This is a genomic window from Verrucomicrobium sp. BvORR106 (assembly GCF_000739655.1).
Classification (GTDB): Bacteria; Verrucomicrobiota; Verrucomicrobiia; order Verrucomicrobiales; family Verrucomicrobiaceae; genus Verrucomicrobium.
The window spans coordinates 1-16,957 of the sequence record NZ_BATR01000146.1; the positions used below are offsets into that span (position 1 = coordinate 1).

Genomic DNA, 16,957 nt, shown 5'->3' on the forward strand with positions numbered 1-16,957 from the left:
AAAGCTCTGCACTACCTTCAACATCTCCCCTGCTCAACCGTCTCAGGTTCGAGCCCATCACAAGATCCACCAAAGCGGCGTCGAGCCGCACGCACTCCAAGGCGCTTCGCGACGTTGCAGGCGCTGGGAACAAGGAACGCCCATCGACTCCTGTCCATCTCACCGCGTTGGCTCATCCAACCACACGCCAGTGTCTTGGAGTGCGTGCGGCTCGACGCCGCTTTCGCCCGCCGCAACAACCTCCTCCCTCCTAAAAACATCCGCCAGCCGGTAAAGGAGGCGGAGTCTCCGGCCCCGGACGTCTCCCCAACCCACCCACAAAAAAACGGGAGACGATCTCCGTCTCCCGTCTCAGTTTCAAGTCTTGCGTCTTGCGTCTTGTGTCTTCCAGTCTTGCGTCTGGCCACTGGCCGCTTCGCGGCCTACTGGCACATCTCGCAATCCTCACCCGCCTGCGCCTTCCGACGGGCCTCGGCGAGGAACTGCTTGTACTCATCCGCATCCACCTTGGCCTTGTCGGCTGCCGCAGCGGCCGTCTGGGCGACCACGCCGCGGATGTCCGTCTGCACCTGGGTGGTGGAGCCCTCGATGGAGCTCGCGCCCTTCGTGCGGAGATAATAGGTGGTCTTCAGCCCCTTGCGCCAGGCGGCGCGGTACATGTGGCTCAGGGTCCGCATGTCCGTGTCCGGGCACCAGAGGTTCACTGACTGGCTTTGGTCGATCCACTTCTGGCGACGGGCGGCTGCATCCAGCACATAGGCCCAGTCCACGCTGAACGCCGTGGCATACTTGCGCTTCAGATCCGCGGGAATCTCGTCCATGGCGGCCAGTTCACCGTCGAAATACTTCAGGCGTTCCGCCACCTCATTGGTCCAGAGGTCGCGCTTCTTCAGATCCTTCACCAGGTACGGGTTCAGCACCACATAGTTGCCACCCAGGTTGCTCTTCGTGAAGTTGTTCGTGAAGAGCGGCTCGATGCACGGGCTGCTGCCCATGATGTTGGAGATGGTCGCCGTGGGGGCGATCGCCAGGACGTTGCTGTTGCGCATGCCCTGCTTCGCGATCTTCTCCCGCACCGGGGTCCAGTCCATCTTGCCTCCTCGAACCACTTCCACCGGCTCGCCGCGCTCTTTCTCGAGCAGGTCCACCGTGTCCTGCGGAAGCAGGCCGCGGGACCACTTGCTGCCCTGGTAGGTGGAGTACTTGCCCAGCTCCGCAGCGAGATCGCTGCTGGCCTCATAGGCGTAGTAGGAGACGGCTTCCATGACCTCGTCGTTGAAGTCCACAGCCTCCTTGGACGCAAAGGGCAGCCCCTTGCGATAGAGCGCGTACTGCAGGCCCATCACGCCCAGACCGATCGGGCGATGGCGGGTGTTCGCCGTCTTCGCCGCATCCGTCGGGTAGAAGTTGATGTCGATGACGTTGTCCAGCGCCCGCACCGCCATGCGCACAGTCTCGCGCAGCTTGGTGTGATCAATGTTGCCCGCCTCATCGAGGTGGTTTTCCAGGATCACAGAGCCCAGGTTGCAGACAGCCGTCTCATCCTTGCTCGTGTTCAGCGTGATCTCCGTGCAGAGGTTGCTGCTGTGGATGACGCCGGCATGGTCCTGCGGGCTGCGCACGTTGCACGGATCCTTGAAGGTGATCCAGGGGTGCCCGGTCTCAAAGATCGCCTTGAGCATGGACTTCCAGAGATCGATCGCCGGGATCTGCTTGCCCAGCACCTTGCCTTCAGCGGCCAGTGCCTCGTACTCCAGGTAGCGTTTCTCAAACGCCTGGCCATAGAGCTCGTGAAGATCCGGCGTCTCGTTGGCGCGGAAGAGCGTCCAGTGAGCGCGCGCCTCCATGCGTTTCATGAAAAGATCAGGCACCCAGTTGGCCGTGTTCATGTCATGCGTGCGGCGGCGCTCGTCGCCCACGTTCTTGCGGAGGTCGAGGAAATCGACGATGTCGTTGTGCCAGGTCTCGAGGTACGCACAGCCGGAGCCGCGGCGCTTCCCGCCCTGGTTCACCGCCACGAGCTGGTCATTGTGCAGCTTCAGGAAGGGAATCACACCCTGGCTCTCGCCGTTGGTGCCCTTGATGTAGCTACCCGTGCCACGCACGGCCGTCCAGGAGCCACCCAGACCGCCCGCCCACTTGCTGAGGAAGGCGTTCTCCGCGATGCCGCGGATCATGATGGACTCAATGTTGTCATCCACCTTGTACAGGTAGCAGGAGGAGAGCTGGGAGTGCAGCGTGCCGCTGTTGAAGAGCGTCGGCGTGCTGGAGCAGAAGCGGCGGCTCTTGTACATGCGGTACAGGGCGATCACCTTCTCCGTGGGATCTTCATCCCGCACGAAGAGGCCCATGGCCACACGCATCCAGAAGAGCTGCGGCGTCTCCAGACGCTTCGCGGGCTTCGTCTTCTTGTCGATGATCAGGTATCGGTCATACAGGGTGTGGATGCCCAGGTAGTCGAAGTCCATGTCCGCAGCGGGGTCCAGCGCATCGGCCAGCTTGTCCAGATCGAAGTCCAGCAGTTTGGCGTTGATGCGGTCGATCTCCACCCCGCGCTGCAGATTGCGGCGGAAGGCCCGGCGGTGGAAGGCCTGCAGGGAGCCGATGCCATCGCGCACGATGTCCCAGCCCAGCACTTCTTCATAAATGTAGCTCAGCAGGATGCGCGCGGCGAAGCGGGCAAAGTCCGCATCCCTGGCCATGAGGGCCTTGGCGTTCAGGATGATGGTCTGCTTCAGGTGATCCAGCGAGATGTCCGTGGCCAGAGAGCGGCGCAGGGAGGATTCGATCTCTGCACGATTGATGCAGAGGTCCAGTCCCATCATGGCAAAGTCGATGCGCCGCTGCAGATCCAGGCCATCCCAGAGGATGGTTTCCTTGTCCGAGATGCGCACCATGATCATCTCCTGCTGGCCGTCATCCACCGGCAGTTCCGGTGCGGAAATGTCAGCCGCCGACTTGGCATCCCGTTCCCGGGAGTCCGCGCGCAGCGCACGGTAGAGCATGTAGGCCTTGGCTGCCTTGAAGTGGCCCTGCCGCATGAGCTGCTCTTCCACCAGGTCCTGCACCTGCTCGATGTGGATGAACTGCTTGGCTTCCTCGATCATCTGCTGCGTGAGCGCCTCCGCCACCGCCTTGGCATGCGTGGTGCCCATCTCCACGGACACAAACGCCTTGCTCACGGCCAGCTCGATCTTGTTGGGGTTCCACGAAACCACCTGCCCGTTGCGGCGGATGATCTTCGTGGGGACCAGCAGGCCCACCGGGGCGTTGGCTTCCGTGTCGGACATGCTTTCGAGACGCTGACGGCGGGCAATGACGCTGCGTGCCACATCGTGCGCGTTCTGCTTCACCAGCACGTGCTCGATGGCATGGTAGATCTCCTGCGCCGTGAGCGACAGGAGCTCATCCCCCACCTTCTCTGCATTACGCTTGGCACGCTCGTGCAGTTCCTGCGCCACCTGCAGACTGAAAGCCTTCACCCGCTTCTGGTTGGCCGGGGTGAAGATGTCGGTCTCCTCCTGATTGCGGGAGAGGAGCAGATCCGTCAGGGCCCCACCGATCGTCTCTGCGATTTCCGCCAGGTCAAAGTCACGATGCTCGCCCCGCACCCGCACCTTCAGAGTCGCCGCGCCGTTCGCGTTTTCGCCAAGGGCCACATTTCGCCAGTCGAAACTGGGCTTTTCGCTCTTCGACTTGGTGGCAAGTCGTTTCAACTCTAGGTCTTCCTGGAAATGGTGGGTCGAGATCATGTTGAGCCTTAGGTTGAGGATGGATCGCTGAAGGGGGGCTTTTTGGGAGTCTGATGCGTTGTGGGGGCCGGAAAAGGGGCGCGAAGTCTAGCGGGGGTCGGGAGCGGCGCAAGCCGGACTCGATCTTTCGTTCGCGCCTCTAGTAGTAGTACGGGGGGCCGCGCCGAAGGGGGACGGGCGCAGCGCAGCAGGTGGTGGTGGGAGGAAGCCCCGGAGCCGGGGCTAAAGAGATGAAATTGGAGTCGTTGTCGTCTTAGAGGTCGTCGTCGGATCCCGTGTGCAGGGAGGAAGCCTTCTGGTAGTCCGTCACGGTGCCCTCAAAGAAGTTCTGCTCCTTGCGGATGTCCTGCATCTCCGCCAGCCAGGGCAGCGGATTCACGATGCCCGGGGTGAGCGCCGGCAGCCCCACGCTCGCCAGACGGCGATCCGCGATGAAGTCGATGTACAGCTCAAACTCCCCAGCCGTCAGGCCCACGGCGGCCACAGGGAGGCAGTCGCGGATGAATTCCTTCTCCAGCGCCACGGCCTCCTTCATCAGCTCGACCAGCTCCTCACGGAACTCTGGCGTCCAGATCTCTGGATTCTCGTCAATGAGGTCCATGAACAGGTTCCGGAAGACCTTGATGTGGTTGCTCTCGTCCCGCAGGGTGTAGCGGAACATGGTGCCGATCCCCGGGAACTTGCCCTGACGGTAAAGGCTCAGGATCATGCCAAAGAGCCCGTAGAACTGGGTCCCCTCCATGCACTGGCCAAAGACAAAGATGTTCTTCGCCAGGAGACGCTTGTTCTCGATCTGCGTCAGATCCAGGTCGCGACGCAGCGCATTGGAGGAGCGCGTCACGAACGCGTTCTTCTTCACGATCGTCGGGATGTCCTCAAACATCGCCTCGCACTCATGCGGGTTGATCCCCAGGGAGGAGATCATATATAGCAGGGAATCCGCGTGGATGTTCTCCTCATGGGCGTGGCGACCCAGCACCAGCTTCAGCTCCGGGGCGGTCACCAGTTCCCGCACCACGTGCTGGATGTTGTCCCCCACGATGCCTTCTGCGGCGGAAAAGTAGCCGATGCCCATCATGATGATCCAGCGCTCCACCTCTGCCACCTGGTCCACAGAGCGCCACTGCTCCACGTCCTTCTGCATCTGGATGTCCTCCGGCTCCCAGTGGTTCGCCTTCATGACCCGGTACAGGTCATAGGCCCACTGGTACTTAAGGGGGAGGAGATTGAACGTCATGGTCTGACGCCCATTGATGACGCGCTTCGCATGAAAGGCGGCCTCAGCTTTGTCCTGATCCAAGACGAAGGTGCGGTTGCCAATTTGAAATGTTTTTTCCATGTTGGGAGACGGAAGGAGAGATCTGCTTGAGGGAGAGGGAGTTGAGCCAGAACCGAGCGTCGAGAGTCGTGTCGTGGGGCACAAGTAGAACACAATATGTTGTGCCGGTCCAGAGTTTTGGCCACTACAGGCGGGGCAAAAGCCGTCTTCCCTAGTATTTGGCCGGATCTGCGTACTTAAAAAAGTTTTCAAGTAAAAACCCCCATTCGTTTCCATCGAAATTTTTCAGTCCCGCTTCCAAAGTACCAACTTTTCCAAGCATCTCAGATTGAGCGAAATTATGGAAAACTAAGCTTTTGCGTTCGGAAATTTGCTCTCCCCAGCGGCATTGTTCCTGCACCTGAGCGCGGATTTTTTGGTGCCCCAAAAGCGGTAGGTGGTAGCCCGAAAATCCTCGGACGCGCCCCGGAGCACCTCTGCTAGTCGGGTCCATCGACACAAATTCGGGGTCCCAAGGTGAAACCAACCACCTCAAACCAAACTTCGCCGTTGATCATCAACCGGTAGCGGATGCTTAACACGCCTCCAGTAGCGGAGATTAGTCGTCCAGCCCCGCCCCTACCCTCCCCGCTCCCCAGCGGGGCTAGGGCCCCCCCGCCTCCTTTAAGCTTCCCGGCAGGCGTCACTTAAGTGCAAGGTAGAAGAGCCGTCTCGGCTCTTGCCCCCGCTGGGAGATCTGGAGAACAAGAACCGAGACGGTTCTTCCACAATCTTGACGTAAAGGCACAACTCCCAAACCACCTCGTAGCGCAGATTGGCAATCGGCACCGGCGCCCCCAAACCTCCAAAGCACGCCCAACCCCACCCACCTCCCTCTTCAAATCTCAACTCTTCCGTCTTCCCGCCCCCGCGCAGCAACTCCCCTTCTGAAAACTGAAAACTTCAAACTTCAAACTCTCAGTTGCACTCCCCCTCCCCTCATGATAAACCTCTCCTCCCGACCCCAAAAAGGCACGGGAAATTAAGACCAAAAACGGAAGGGTGGCTGAGCCCGGTTTAAGGCACACGACTCGAAATCGTGCGTAGCCAAAAGCTACCGAGGGTTCGAATCCCTCCCCTTCCGCCATGGTTCTTCAATCGCTTAACAGCAAGCCAGCAAGCCCTCACGGCGGAAGAAGCTGAGCCCTGGCGGCATCCATGTGAACCTGCTCACCGCTTTCTAGCGCGAACAAGGCATATCTAATTGGGGTCAACGAAAGGCGTTCTTTTGTATGATGCGCCATGCGGGGCCAGATTCTACCGCCTGCTGTTTCGTAGTGGTGAATGAGACCCTCCAAGCCTCCTTCACCAAACAGGAGCAGGTGGGAGGTGAAGTCGATCGAGGGATCACTTATTTCGGCCTCGGTCCAGTCGATCATCCCGGTGACCGCATCCTGGGAATTGACGAGCAGGTGGCCTGCATAAAGATCCCCATGAACAACCACCGTGAAGTCCGGCCATGAGGTGTCGTCGTTCAGCCAGTCTGCCCAGCGTTGTTTCAAGCCTGGATCAATGCCAAACGAACCGTTCACCACCTCAATATCGCGGGCCACTTGCCTGCGTAGGTCGTCGGGGGACGAGTTCTTTAATCCGGCTTGGACGGCTTGCTCCGCAGGAATCTGATGCAACGCCGCCAACGCACTGCCAAGCGAAGCGACAAATCCATCCGTGTTCCGGTCGATATTCCAGATCACCTCACCAGAGGATGCTTCAATATGGATCGCTGTGGGATCGTTTAGCCGGGGATAGGCCACGAGTTCGTCGGACACGATGCGCCAATCGGGAACGGCAAACGGCACTTGCCTTCTCAACAGCTCCAGAGTCCTTGATTCGCGGTGGATTTTTTTGATAACATCTGCTCTCCGAGGTATTCTCAGCACCCAAGGCGTGCCGGAACGATCGGCGGTCGTCACGACACGAAAATCAAGACCTAGCTCGTTGATGTCCAGATTGGCCGAGAGCTCAAGCCCGTGTCGCAGCGCCAAAGCAGAAACGAGATCGCGTTCAGAGGCAGAAGTTGGAGATAGGTTCATACAAAATTGGAGGCTCATTGAATATAACCGTCACGTCGGTTACATTCAACTGGATTTCGAAATCGTGCCCTTCCCCGGTCTGCATCCTCCTGTATATCCCTTAAACCTGCCAGGAATCGGATTCCCAGAATGCGCGAAACACCCCTTCAAAATATTCCCAATGCCCCGGCCCAAACTGCATACTGACGAAGCCATTCTGGATGCGACGAGAGTCGTCTTAAAACGGCGGGGGCCATCTTCCTTAACGCTGAACGACGTCGCCAAGGAGGTGGGCATCTCTCGTGCTGCGCTGATCCAACGCTTTGAAAACCGCGACACTTTGCTCCGGTGCGCCCTGGAACGCTCCGTGAAAGTGACGAAGGAGTTTTTCGAAAAACTACCCGTCATAACAGGGCCACAAGGGCTGTGGATCTTCATCCAAGAACTATGCAAGATATTCGGCCCTGGCGACAGCTACGAGGTTCATCTTCAGATAGCCTGGCATGAGGCTCAAGATCCTCTCTTGAGAGAGTTGGCCCAGAGGCGCAATGCGTATGTGGAAGCGGAAATTCAGGCCCGATTCCCGAAGGGTCTTCCGGACGAATCCAAGGCGGCATCGCGCCTCCTGCAGGCGATGTTAGCCGGAGCCACCATGCAATGGCTGCTTAACCGTGAAGGGCGGCTTGACGCCTATGTGCTCGAAAGTTTACGCCAGACACTTGTCCTGCTCTTTCCGAAGGAGATTTTCAGCCCCGGTCTGCCATCACATTGAAGCTGGGCAGCTCCCAAGTGCAGGCCTGGGCCCCCCGTCTCCCTTGCTCTCCGCCATGTCTTCAAGGTAGAAGCCCACCCAGCGCCTCAGGTCTTGCGTCTTCAAGTCTTGTGTCGCCCCCACGTCTTCCGTTGCACCCCGCCTCCCCTCTTTTTATGATGTCGGATGCCAAAAATCCAACCCCGCTGGCTTCGTGATTTGATCCGCTTTCTCCCACTGCGGAGCCAGTTTGTGCTCTCTGGGAATGTGCGGGACCTGTACCCGGTGGAACTGCAGCCGGGGCTGGTGGCACCGTTACCGCTGGTTTCCTGCCTGGGCATGGAGTTGCAGCGGGAGGGCATGGCGCATTTCCTGACCTACGATCCCGCCCAAGGCTTCTCGGTGCCGATGATCCCCGGCCTGGATCCGCTGGCAGAGCGGGAGTTCTTTGCGAAGCTCCTGGGCCTCACCTGGGCGGAGAATGGCCGCGCAGCCGCCACGCCGGAGCGCTTCTTTGACCTGCTGGAGGTCATCGTGCGGCATCCCGGGGAGCCCATCGTACTCTTTGCCGATTTCGCCTCGCGCCTGCTCATTCGGGCTGACTTGCCCTCCGAGGCGGAGCAGCGCGGCTTCACCCGGGCGCTGGTGCTCTCTCATCAGATCCTGCCTCGACCGCTGGGCCCGGAGGGCAGGCCGTTCTTCAACCCCGTGGTCTGGATCGTGGACAAGGAGGGCGACCTCCCAGACTGGTTCCTCCTGGGGAATCCGAAGATGCGGCACATCCCAGTGCCGACACCCGATCACTCGGTGCGCCGTCTGGTGGTGGAGAATCTGGCGAACACGCTGCGGGGCGATCTGGCCGCCGACCAGGTACCGCGGATGGTGAATCTCTTTGTGGAATCGACCGAGGGCCTCTGGGTCAGTGACCTGGTGGGTATTGCCCAGCTCTGCCGGGGCGAGGGGCTCACGCTCGCAGACATCGGGGAAGGCGTGCGACGCTACAAGCTGGGCGTCACCGAGGACCCGTGGAAGCGGGTGAACCGTGAAAAACTCAGCCAGGCCGGCGAGTTGATCCACCGCCGGGTCAAAGGGCAGGCCCACGCCGTGACTCACATGTTGGATCTGGTGAAGCGGGCCGTGTCCGGCCTGGGGGCCAAGGAAGGCGGCGGCGGACGCCCCCGCGGGGTCGCCTTCCTGGCCGGGCCCACCGGCGTGGGCAAGACGGAGCTGGCCAAGACGATCACCGAGCTGCTCTTCGGCGATGAGTCTGCCTGCATCCGCTTTGATATGAGCGAGTTCTCCGCCGAGCACAGTGACCAGCGGCTGATCGGCGCACCGCCCGGCTACGTGGGCTATGATGTGGGTGGCGAGCTGACCAATGCCGTACGGCAGAAGCCCTTCAGCGTGGTCCTGTTCGATGAAATAGAAAAAGCCCACCCCCGCATCCTGGACAAGTTCCTCCAGGTGCTGGACGACGGCGTCCTGACCTCCGGGCGCGGAGAGCGGGTGTACTTCTCAGAGGCATTTCTAGTATTCACCTCGAACCTGGGCATCTACCGTCTGGACGCCCACGGCGAGCGGGTGCCCAATGTCCTGCCGGACGAACCCTATGAGACCGTCCAGGCCAAGGTGAAGGAGGAGATCGCCCGGCACTTCAAGCTCACCCTGGGACGCCCCGAGATCCTGAACCGCCTGGGGGAGAACATCATGGTCTTCGACTTCGTCCGCGACGAGGTGGCGGTGGAGATCTTTGATTCCATGCTCGATGGGCTGACTCTAAAGGCTCAGCAATCCCAGGGCGTAAGCGTCACGATCACCAGCGAGGCCAGAGCAGCCTTGCAGGCCCTGTGCCTGGGGGATCTCTCCAACGGCGGTCGCGGCATTCGCAATCAACTGGAGGTGCACTTCGTGAATCCCCTTGCCCGCCTCTTGTTTGATGAAAACGTGCCCGCGGGTGCCGCCCTGCGCATCACGGGATTGCAACGCGGTGCAGCGACGACCCTGCAAGCCACGTTCTAATCTCCCCCGCCCGCCCTCATGCGCCTCTTCCTCAGCCGTCTGCACTTCCCCGTGACCACGCTCGGTCCCGGGTGCCGCGTGGGCATCTGGTTCCAGGGCTGCAGCCTGCACTGCCCGGGCTGCATCAGTGTGGATACCTGGGCGCACGGGCAGGGCGAGACCACGGTGGCGGAGGTCATGCGCACGGTCGCGCCCTGGCTGACCGAGGCCGATGGCATCACTCTCTCTGGAGGCGAACACTTTGAGCAGGTGGACGCCCTGCAGGCCCTGCTGGAGGCCCTGCGCCGCGAGATCGGCCCGGGCAAGGACATCCTTATCTACTCCGGCCAGCCCTGGGAAAAGATCGCCCCTCACCTCAGCAACTGGCCCGGCCTGGCAGACGCCGTCATCAGTGATCCCTTCATCCGCTCAGCCCCGCAGACGCTGGCATGGCGGGGTTCAGACAATCAACGCCTGCACCTGCTCTCCCCCTTGGGCCACGAGCGCTACACCGCGTGGCAGCATGCCCTCCGCGACGCCCTGCCGAAGGCCCTGGATGTGTGTTTTGAAGGGGACACCCTCTGGATGGCCGGCATCCCCGACCCCGGCAGCCTCGCGCTGATCCAGCGCACGCTGGCAGAGGCAGGCTACGCCTCCACCGCTACCGACGGGAGCCTCGAAGGCCCCTCCTCCATTTCCGTTCCTGTATTCGCATGATTCGCCACTGCCCCCGCTGCCAGACTGACCGCTCGCTTGAGGAACTCCTCTGTCAGGGACGTTTCAGCGAGGCCCACTGCGGCTGGCCTCTGTATGACATCCTGCCCACCCCACCGGCCACCGCGCGGGAGGAGCCCCCGGCGGCAGAGGAAATCACCACCGGGTTCCCGGAAGTCACCTCCCCCTCTGGCACTGCCGCCACGTGCACCACCTCCACGGGACTGCTGTGCCGCAACGGGCACGCGCTGGAGCCGGGGGACTTCCTTTGCCTGGATTGCGGGGAACCCGCGATCACCCCCGCCGCTTCGCCATCGGCCCCACCCGACACCGTGGCGATCACCGTTCATGGCTGGACCCTCGGCGAGGAGCTTCCGGTTCATTCCGGGGAGTCTGACCTGCGTCTGGCCACCCAGGCGGATACCACGGGCGTCTTCAAGCACTACCGGCGCGGCATCGAGCCGGAAATTTCCTTGTACCCTGCGCTGCGCACGTTGGACGCGGCCCACGGAGTGCGGCTGCTCGATTCCGGGCGTCATGAGGATCGGGCGTATGAAGTCTGGGAATACCACCCGCACGGCACGCTGGGCGACATCCCCCAGCAGGAGAAGGCCCGTCCAGAGCTCGTCCGGCATGTCGTTGCCCAGCTCGGCCCCGCCCTGCACGCCCTGGCCCAGATCCACCTCATTCACCGGGATCTGAAACCTGCCAATGTGCTGGTGCGGAGCCGGGAGCCGCTGGATCTGGTGCTGGCAGACTTCAGCACCGCCACCGTCAGCGAGTTCGACCTGCAACTCACGCTGTCCCGGCAGACCACCCGCTATGCCGCGCCGGAGACCATCGCCGGCACCTGCTCACCCGCGTCAGACTGGTGGAGCCTCGGCGTCATGGTGCTGGAGATGCTCACCGAGGGCCGCGGGTTCGAGGGCGTACACGAGCGGGCCTTCCTGCTCCACCTGGTCACGCGCGGCCTCCAGGTGCCGGCCGACCTGCCTCCGGACTGGCAGGAACTGCTGAAAGGGCTGCTCGCCCGGGATCCCTCCCAGCGCTGGGGCTGGCCCCAGGTGGAGCGCTGGCTCCAGGGAGAGCGCGGCATCCCGCATGGCTACTCCGACCATGGCGATGAGGCCTCGTCCTCCGGCGTCACCCTGAGCCTGGGGGGCCGCACCTGGCCCGCGCCGGAGAGTTTCGCCCTCGCCGCCGTCGAGGCCGCCCATTGGGAGGAGGCCCGCGACCTCCTCCTGAGCGGCCGGATTTCCACGTGGTTGCAGGAAAGAAAGAGTGAACGCGATCTCACCCGCGCCGCCCAGGTACGCGATGTGGCGGCGGAGACCACGCTGCCGGAGGACGCCCGTTTGAGCGCGGCCCTGCTCCTGCTCAATGATCACCTGCCCCTCTGCCTGCGCGGAGAGATCATCACGCCGAACTGGCTGCTCTCCCACCCAGACACCGCCTGGCAGTGGCTCGACAGCCCCCTTCCCCAACGCCTGCGACAACTGGGGCGCGAGACTTGGTTCGTGCGGTTAAAGGAGCGCGCCGACCGCCTCCGGACCCGGGTGCGGGAGCTGGATGTGGAGTTCGATGAAACCCAGCTCTCCGCCGCCATGCTGGCCACCTCCCAGACCATGCTGGAGAATCGCTGGGCCCAGCAGCGCCGTCTCTACCCGGAGGCAGAGCACCCCGCCCTCATCTCCCTCGCCCAGCGCCGCAGCCCCACGGAGGAGGACCTCATCCTGCTCATCTCCGCATCCCAGGCCCATTTCCGCCCCGCGTCGGATGTGCGGAAGGAGGCAGGCCGGGAGGCCCATCGTGCGCAGGTTCCGTTTACTCCTGAACCCATGGCCGCGTGGTTCGCACACAGCCGGGCGGAGATCCTCAAGGCCGTGGATCAGCGGCTGCAAAACTTCGCCCGCTGCGGCCGCCAGATCCCGGATCAATGGGCGGATGACTTCCGTCAGGACCGTCGCATCACCCTCGCCCGGGCCCTCGTGCTGCTGGCCATTCCCCAGGAGGAGTGGCGTGAGCCCGCCCGGCAGGAGTACGTGCGGAACATCCTGCACTTCTTCCACCGCCGGCTCGTCACCGGCCTGATCCGCATGACCATCGGCCGTACCTCCGCCCGGCTGGATCTCACGGAACTCGGCGGCCCCGGGCGGCCGGCCCTCGCCCTGCTGGATGCCGTGCTGACCCGGCTCCAGCTGCCGCTCAGCCTGGATCCCACCCCGCTGCTGGCGGAGCCGCTCCGCGAGAAGCGCCTGCGCCGTCTCGCGCAGAACGCCCTCTCCTACCGCCGGGACACGGGCATCAATCCGCTCTACCTCGGCTTCCCCTTCATTGTGTTGCGGGACGCACGCGCCTCAGAGTCGGCCAAGCCCCGCATCGCCCCCGTGCTGCTCTGGCCGGTGCGGCTGGACATGCCCGCCGGCCAGCGTAGCACGGTGAAGCTCGGGTTCGATGAAGAACGCGAGATCCGCCCGAATCCGGCCCTGGAGGGGCTGCTCGGCCCCGCCTTCCCCAGCTGGCGGGACATGCTGAATGACCTCCGCGCGCGAGATCACCTCGATCTCCAGGCCGTGCTGGATGCGTTCAGCCCACTGGCCACGCTGCCGCCCGCCACGGAGTCGGGCCCCGATTTGTGTCCGCTGCCGCCCGCCACCGTCACTGGCACCCCTGGCGCCATCCAGCTCCATGCAGCGGCGGTGTTATTTCATTGTGACTTCTCCGGCCAGACCATCGCACAGGACATCGACCAGATCTCGAAGGGCATCCCCTTGCAAGGCACCGCCCTGGAGACGGCAATCCGCGCGGGTGAAACTACCGATGCTCCGGAGACCCCGCCCACTCTGCCTGCGGAGCTGGACCGCTACTTCACCGCGGCGTCAGATCCCTCGCAGCAGAGCGCCGTCTTCCGCACCCGTCACGGCCCCGGCCTGCTGGTACAGGGACCTCCCGGCACGGGGAAGAGCCAGACCATCGTCAATATCGTGAGCGATGCCATCGGCCGCGGGGAGCGCGTCCTCATCGTCTGCCAGAAGCAGGCCGCGCTGGAAGTCGTCCGCAAGCGCCTGGATACCGAGGGCCTGGGCGGGCGTCTGTTCTACCTGAAGGACACCACCTCCGACCGGCGACCCACCTTACAGGATCTGCGGGGCCAGCTGGAGCAGCCCGCCCACTCCCCCAACGACAACGCCCGCCTGCAGCGCGAACGCGAAGGACTGTCCCGCCACATTGACTCGCTGGAGAGGGAGCTCACCAGCGCCCATCTGGCCCTGCATGAGGGGCCCGCCGACCGACCCGGCCACCTCTCCTACCGCGAGGTGCTGGACGAGCTCCTCCAGCTCGAAAGCGAACGCTCCCCCATCACCTCCCATCCGGGCGTTGGTGCGTTGTTCCGCGAACTCGATCACGCCGGGGCCTGGCAGATGGTCGCAGAGATGGCCCCGCTCACACCGCTGTGGCTGAGGGCGCAGTATGAGCAGAGCCCGCTGCATGACCTGAGCTATTTCAGTACGAACGAGTCCACGCTCATCGAGTTTCGCCAGGCGTTCGAGGCCTTTCAGCAGGCGGAACGGCACCGCCATGCCCTCCTGCGTCAGCACGACCACTTCTTCAGCCTCGATTCACCGGAGCAGTTGAAAAGCTGGCTTGCCGAGCATGAGGCTGCCCTGCGGGCCCTGCCCGCCCCCGTCGTCCGCCACCTGTCGCAGTGGGCGGCCCATCTCGCCAAGTGGGGCACAGGCGCATCCTCTTCCGCAGATCAACTCGTCCCCTGGCTGGAGGGATTGAGCCAGAAGCTGGCCGTGCTCACCCGCTGGACGCTGGATGCCAGGCTCTACGCCAGGCTCGCTGAGCGCGGCGATGCGCCTCTGCGGCAGCTCTCCCGCGATGCCGCACGCCTGGCTGCGCCCGCCTCCTTTTGGGAGAAGCTCAACCCCACCCGCTTCTTTGCGCGGAACAAGCTGCACCGCTGGCTCACCCAGGCCGGGGTGGACCCGGACAACGTGGATCTCACCACGCTCCACCAGGCCGCCGAGCTGGAAAACGAGCTGCGCCAGGACCGGCCCATGCTGACGCAATGGCTGGAGGTCTTGGCCCTCGTCGAGCCTGGCAGCGCGACACCTCTGCATGTGATGCAGCGCCAGATCCGGCCCCTCATTGAGCAGATGCAGCTCGTGCTCGCCGCCGCCCGTCGTGTGCAGTCCTGCCCTGTCCAGCTCGCTGCCAGCACCCTCCTGCAGGGGGGCGACCCCGCCCTCTGCGCCTCGGTCCTGGACGCCTGCCACGCCAGCCTCTCCCTGTGGCCGGCGGACCGCGAGAGCAAGCTCAGGCTGGACCAGCTGCGCCCGTGGTTCATGCCGGAGTGGATTGACACCCGGTTAGAGGAAATCGAAACTCATGCACCAGGCAGCGTGCCTCTGGAGCCACTGGCCGCCGCCTTCCCCACCCTGCCGGAGTTTCAGACCTTCCGCGCCCGGGCCCAGTCGTTCAGCCCGGTGGCATTCGCGGTGTACGCGAAGCTGCGCGAGAAGGAGGCCACCTGGTCTGCGCTGCCTCCCTCCCGTCTCCCAGATCAGGTCACCGCCACCCTCCAGCGCGAGGCCCTGCTGGAATGGAAGCGCCAACTGGAAGAGTCCCATCCCTCCCTATTGATCGAGAGCGACGAGTTCGAGGAAAAAGTACGCCTGCTGGGGCAGAAGGACCAGGAGCTCCGTGAGGCTAACCGCCACCTGCTCAGCCGGTGTGCGGCAGATGCCCCGCTCTCCCCCCGCAGTCATTGGGATGACGTGGTCATGTTCACCGGCCCGCGGGCCCGCCGCCTCAGGGAGGTCGTGGAGCGAGGCGAGCCCCTCGGTCTGCTCCACCTCCGGCCCGTGTGGATGATGAACCCGGAAATGGTCAGCCGCCTTTTCCCGCTGCGGCCCGGCTTGTTTGATGTGGTCATCTTCGACGAGGCCTCCCAGCTCCCGGTGGAGAGCGCGCTCCCCGCCCTGTTCCGTGCCAGGCGCATGGTGGTCAGCGGGGATGAGAAACAGATGCCGCCCTCGCGCTTCTTTGGCTCTCACCTGGAGTCGGATGAGGAGGAGGACGCCGACTCGTGGCTGGCCGCTGATGACGCGGGCCTGGACGACCTCGAGCGGGAGCGGCTCGCCCAGGCCGCGGGACGTCGCGAGGTGAAGGACTGTCCGGACCTCCTCACCCTGGCGCAGAACCTCCTGCCCACCGCCACGCTGGAGATCCACTACCGCTCGCGCTACCGCCAGCTCATTGATTTCTCGAACGCCGCGTTCTACGCGAACCGCCTCAGCGTCCCCGCCCGCCACCCCGATAGCGAGATCCTCCGCGTCCGGCCGGTGGAGGTGGATCGCGTGGAGGGCGAGTACTTTGATCAGACGAATGAAGACGAGGCCGCCCGCGTCGTGTTCCGCCTTCAGGAGATCTGGCGTCAGCCCGCTGAGCAGCGGCCCAGCATCGGTGTTGTCACCTTTAACCTCAAGCAGGCGGAGCTGATCGAGCAGGAGATGGAGGAGCTCGCCGAGCAGGATGAGGCCTTCCGCACGGCATGGATCGAGGAGCTAAACCGCACCCAGAACGGCGAGGACATGGGCTTCTTCGTGAAGAACCTGGAGAACGTCCAGGGCGATGAGCGGGACTGGATCATCTTCTCCACCACCTTCGGCCGGGATCATCGCGGCACCTTCCGGCGGAACTTCGGCGTGCTGGGCCAGCACGGCGGCGAGCGCCGCTTGAATGTCGCCGTCACCCGTGCGCGGGAGAAGGTGCTGCTCATTACTTCCATGCCCGTGGGGGAGGTCAGCACCTGGTCAGGCCAGGGCGGACGCCGCCCGCCCTCCACCCCGCGGGATTTCCTCCAGGGCTGGCTCGCCTATGCGGAGCGCCTGCATGCAGGCGAGTTCGAGCAGAGCCGCCAGCTCCTGCATGCCGTCAACGGGCAGCACGCCTCGCACTTCCCCCAGCACCAGAGAAGGGCCGCCGCCTCCCGTTTTGTGGAGGAGGTCGGCGAGTTCATCCGCCAGTTGGGGCACGAACCCGTCCCCGCCCAGGGCGATGCCTTCGGCCTGGACTTCGCCATCACCCACCCCACCACAGGGCAGTTTGGGCTCGGCATTGAGTGTGACTCCCATCATCATCCCGTGCTCGCCTCCGCCCGCGCCCGGGAGCTCTGGCGTCCCTCCGTCCTCCGCAGCTCCATCCCCCACCTCCATAGGGTCAGTTCCCGCCGCTGGTATCATGATCGCTTTTCAGAACAGCAACGCCTCAGCACCGCCATCCAGCAAGCGTTGGCTCCTTAGACCGCGGCGCAAACTTCAAACTTCAAACTTCAAACTTCAAACTTCAAACTTCAAACGTCAGCTCCACCTCTCCACCACTCCCGCCCCACCTACTGCCCACT

8 protein-coding genes and 1 tRNA gene are annotated in these 16,957 nt (G+C 63.4%); 5 read left to right on the forward strand and 4 right to left on the reverse strand.

The annotated features are described in order from the left end of the window. Positions 1–422 precede the first annotated feature (422 nt). The 3 genes from BV106_RS26200 to BV106_RS38870 form a co-directional block, all read right to left on the reverse strand. Positions 423–3,752: a ribonucleoside-diphosphate reductase subunit alpha gene (locus BV106_RS26200; protein ID WP_038169684.1), complete on the reverse strand. Its 3,330-nt coding sequence runs from the start codon at positions 3,750–3,752 to the stop codon at positions 423–425. Positions 3,753–4,005: 253 nt separating this feature from the next. Beyond that, on the reverse strand, positions 4,006–5,091 hold the full coding sequence (locus BV106_RS26205) for a ribonucleotide-diphosphate reductase subunit beta (RefSeq protein ID WP_009962734.1): 1,086 nt from the start codon (positions 5,089–5,091) through the stop codon (positions 4,006–4,008). Positions 5,092–5,242: 151 nt separating this feature from the next. Beyond that, entirely contained in the window at positions 5,243–5,524 is a 282-nt protein-coding gene (locus BV106_RS38870) for a hypothetical protein (RefSeq protein ID WP_265596081.1), read from the reverse strand. A gap of 542 nt (positions 5,525–6,066) precedes the next feature. On the opposite strand from BV106_RS38870, the gene BV106_RS26210 reads away from it, so the two are divergent. Further along, positions 6,067–6,157 (forward strand) — tRNA-Ser (locus BV106_RS26210). Positions 6,158–6,194: 37 nt separating this feature from the next. On the opposite strand, the gene BV106_RS26215 is transcribed toward BV106_RS26210, so the two are convergent. Beyond that, positions 6,195–7,103 carry a macrolide 2'-phosphotransferase gene (locus BV106_RS26215; protein WP_038169754.1) on the reverse strand — a complete coding sequence of 303 codons (909 nt, stop codon included), beginning with the start codon at positions 7,101–7,103 and terminating at the stop codon, positions 6,195–6,197. A 160-nt stretch (positions 7,104–7,263) separates the two neighbouring features. On the opposite strand from BV106_RS26215, the gene BV106_RS26220 reads away from it, so the two are divergent. The 4 genes from BV106_RS26220 (at position 7,264) to BV106_RS26235 (ending at position 16,856) form a co-directional block, all read left to right on the forward strand. Further along, entirely contained in the window at positions 7,264–7,854 is a 591-nt protein-coding gene (locus tag BV106_RS26220; RefSeq protein ID WP_038169687.1) for a TetR/AcrR family transcriptional regulator, read from the forward strand. Positions 7,855–8,019: 165 nt separating this feature from the next. Continuing rightward, positions 8,020–9,852 (forward strand): AAA family ATPase, encoded by a 1,833-nt coding sequence (locus tag BV106_RS26225; protein ID WP_038169689.1) that lies wholly within the window; start codon positions 8,020–8,022, stop codon positions 9,850–9,852. Positions 9,853–9,870: 18 nt separating this feature from the next. Further along, positions 9,871–10,548: a 4Fe-4S single cluster domain-containing protein gene (locus BV106_RS26230; protein WP_051946355.1), complete on the forward strand. Its 678-nt coding sequence runs from the start codon at positions 9,871–9,873 to the stop codon at positions 10,546–10,548. Further along, a complete protein-coding gene (locus BV106_RS26235) occupies positions 10,545–16,856 on the forward strand; it encodes an AAA domain-containing protein (RefSeq protein WP_038169691.1) in 6,312 nt (2,103 codons plus the stop codon). The genes BV106_RS26230 and BV106_RS26235 overlap by 4 nt, the downstream gene beginning before the upstream one ends. Positions 16,857–16,957 lie beyond the last annotated feature (101 nt).

Coding starts and splice junctions, on each gene's coding strand:
- BV106_RS26200 (WP_038169684.1), bottom strand. CDS start 3,752: ATGATCTCGACCCACCATTTCCAGGAAGACCTAGAGTTGAAACGACTT.
- BV106_RS26205 (WP_009962734.1), bottom strand. CDS start 5,091: ATGGAAAAAACATTTCAAATTGGCAACCGCACCTTCGTCTTGGATCAG.
- BV106_RS38870 (WP_265596081.1), bottom strand. CDS start 5,524: ATGGACCCGACTAGCAGAGGTGCTCCGGGGCGCGTCCGAGGATTTTCG.
- BV106_RS26215 (WP_038169754.1), bottom strand. CDS start 7,103: ATGAACCTATCTCCAACTTCTGCCTCTGAACGCGATCTCGTTTCTGCT.
- BV106_RS26220 (WP_038169687.1), top strand. CDS start 7,264: ATGCCCCGGCCCAAACTGCATACTGACGAAGCCATTCTGGATGCGACG.
- BV106_RS26225 (WP_038169689.1), top strand. CDS start 8,020: ATGCCAAAAATCCAACCCCGCTGGCTTCGTGATTTGATCCGCTTTCTC.
- BV106_RS26230 (WP_051946355.1), top strand. CDS start 9,871: ATGCGCCTCTTCCTCAGCCGTCTGCACTTCCCCGTGACCACGCTCGGT.
- BV106_RS26235 (WP_038169691.1), top strand. CDS start 10,545: ATGATTCGCCACTGCCCCCGCTGCCAGACTGACCGCTCGCTTGAGGAA.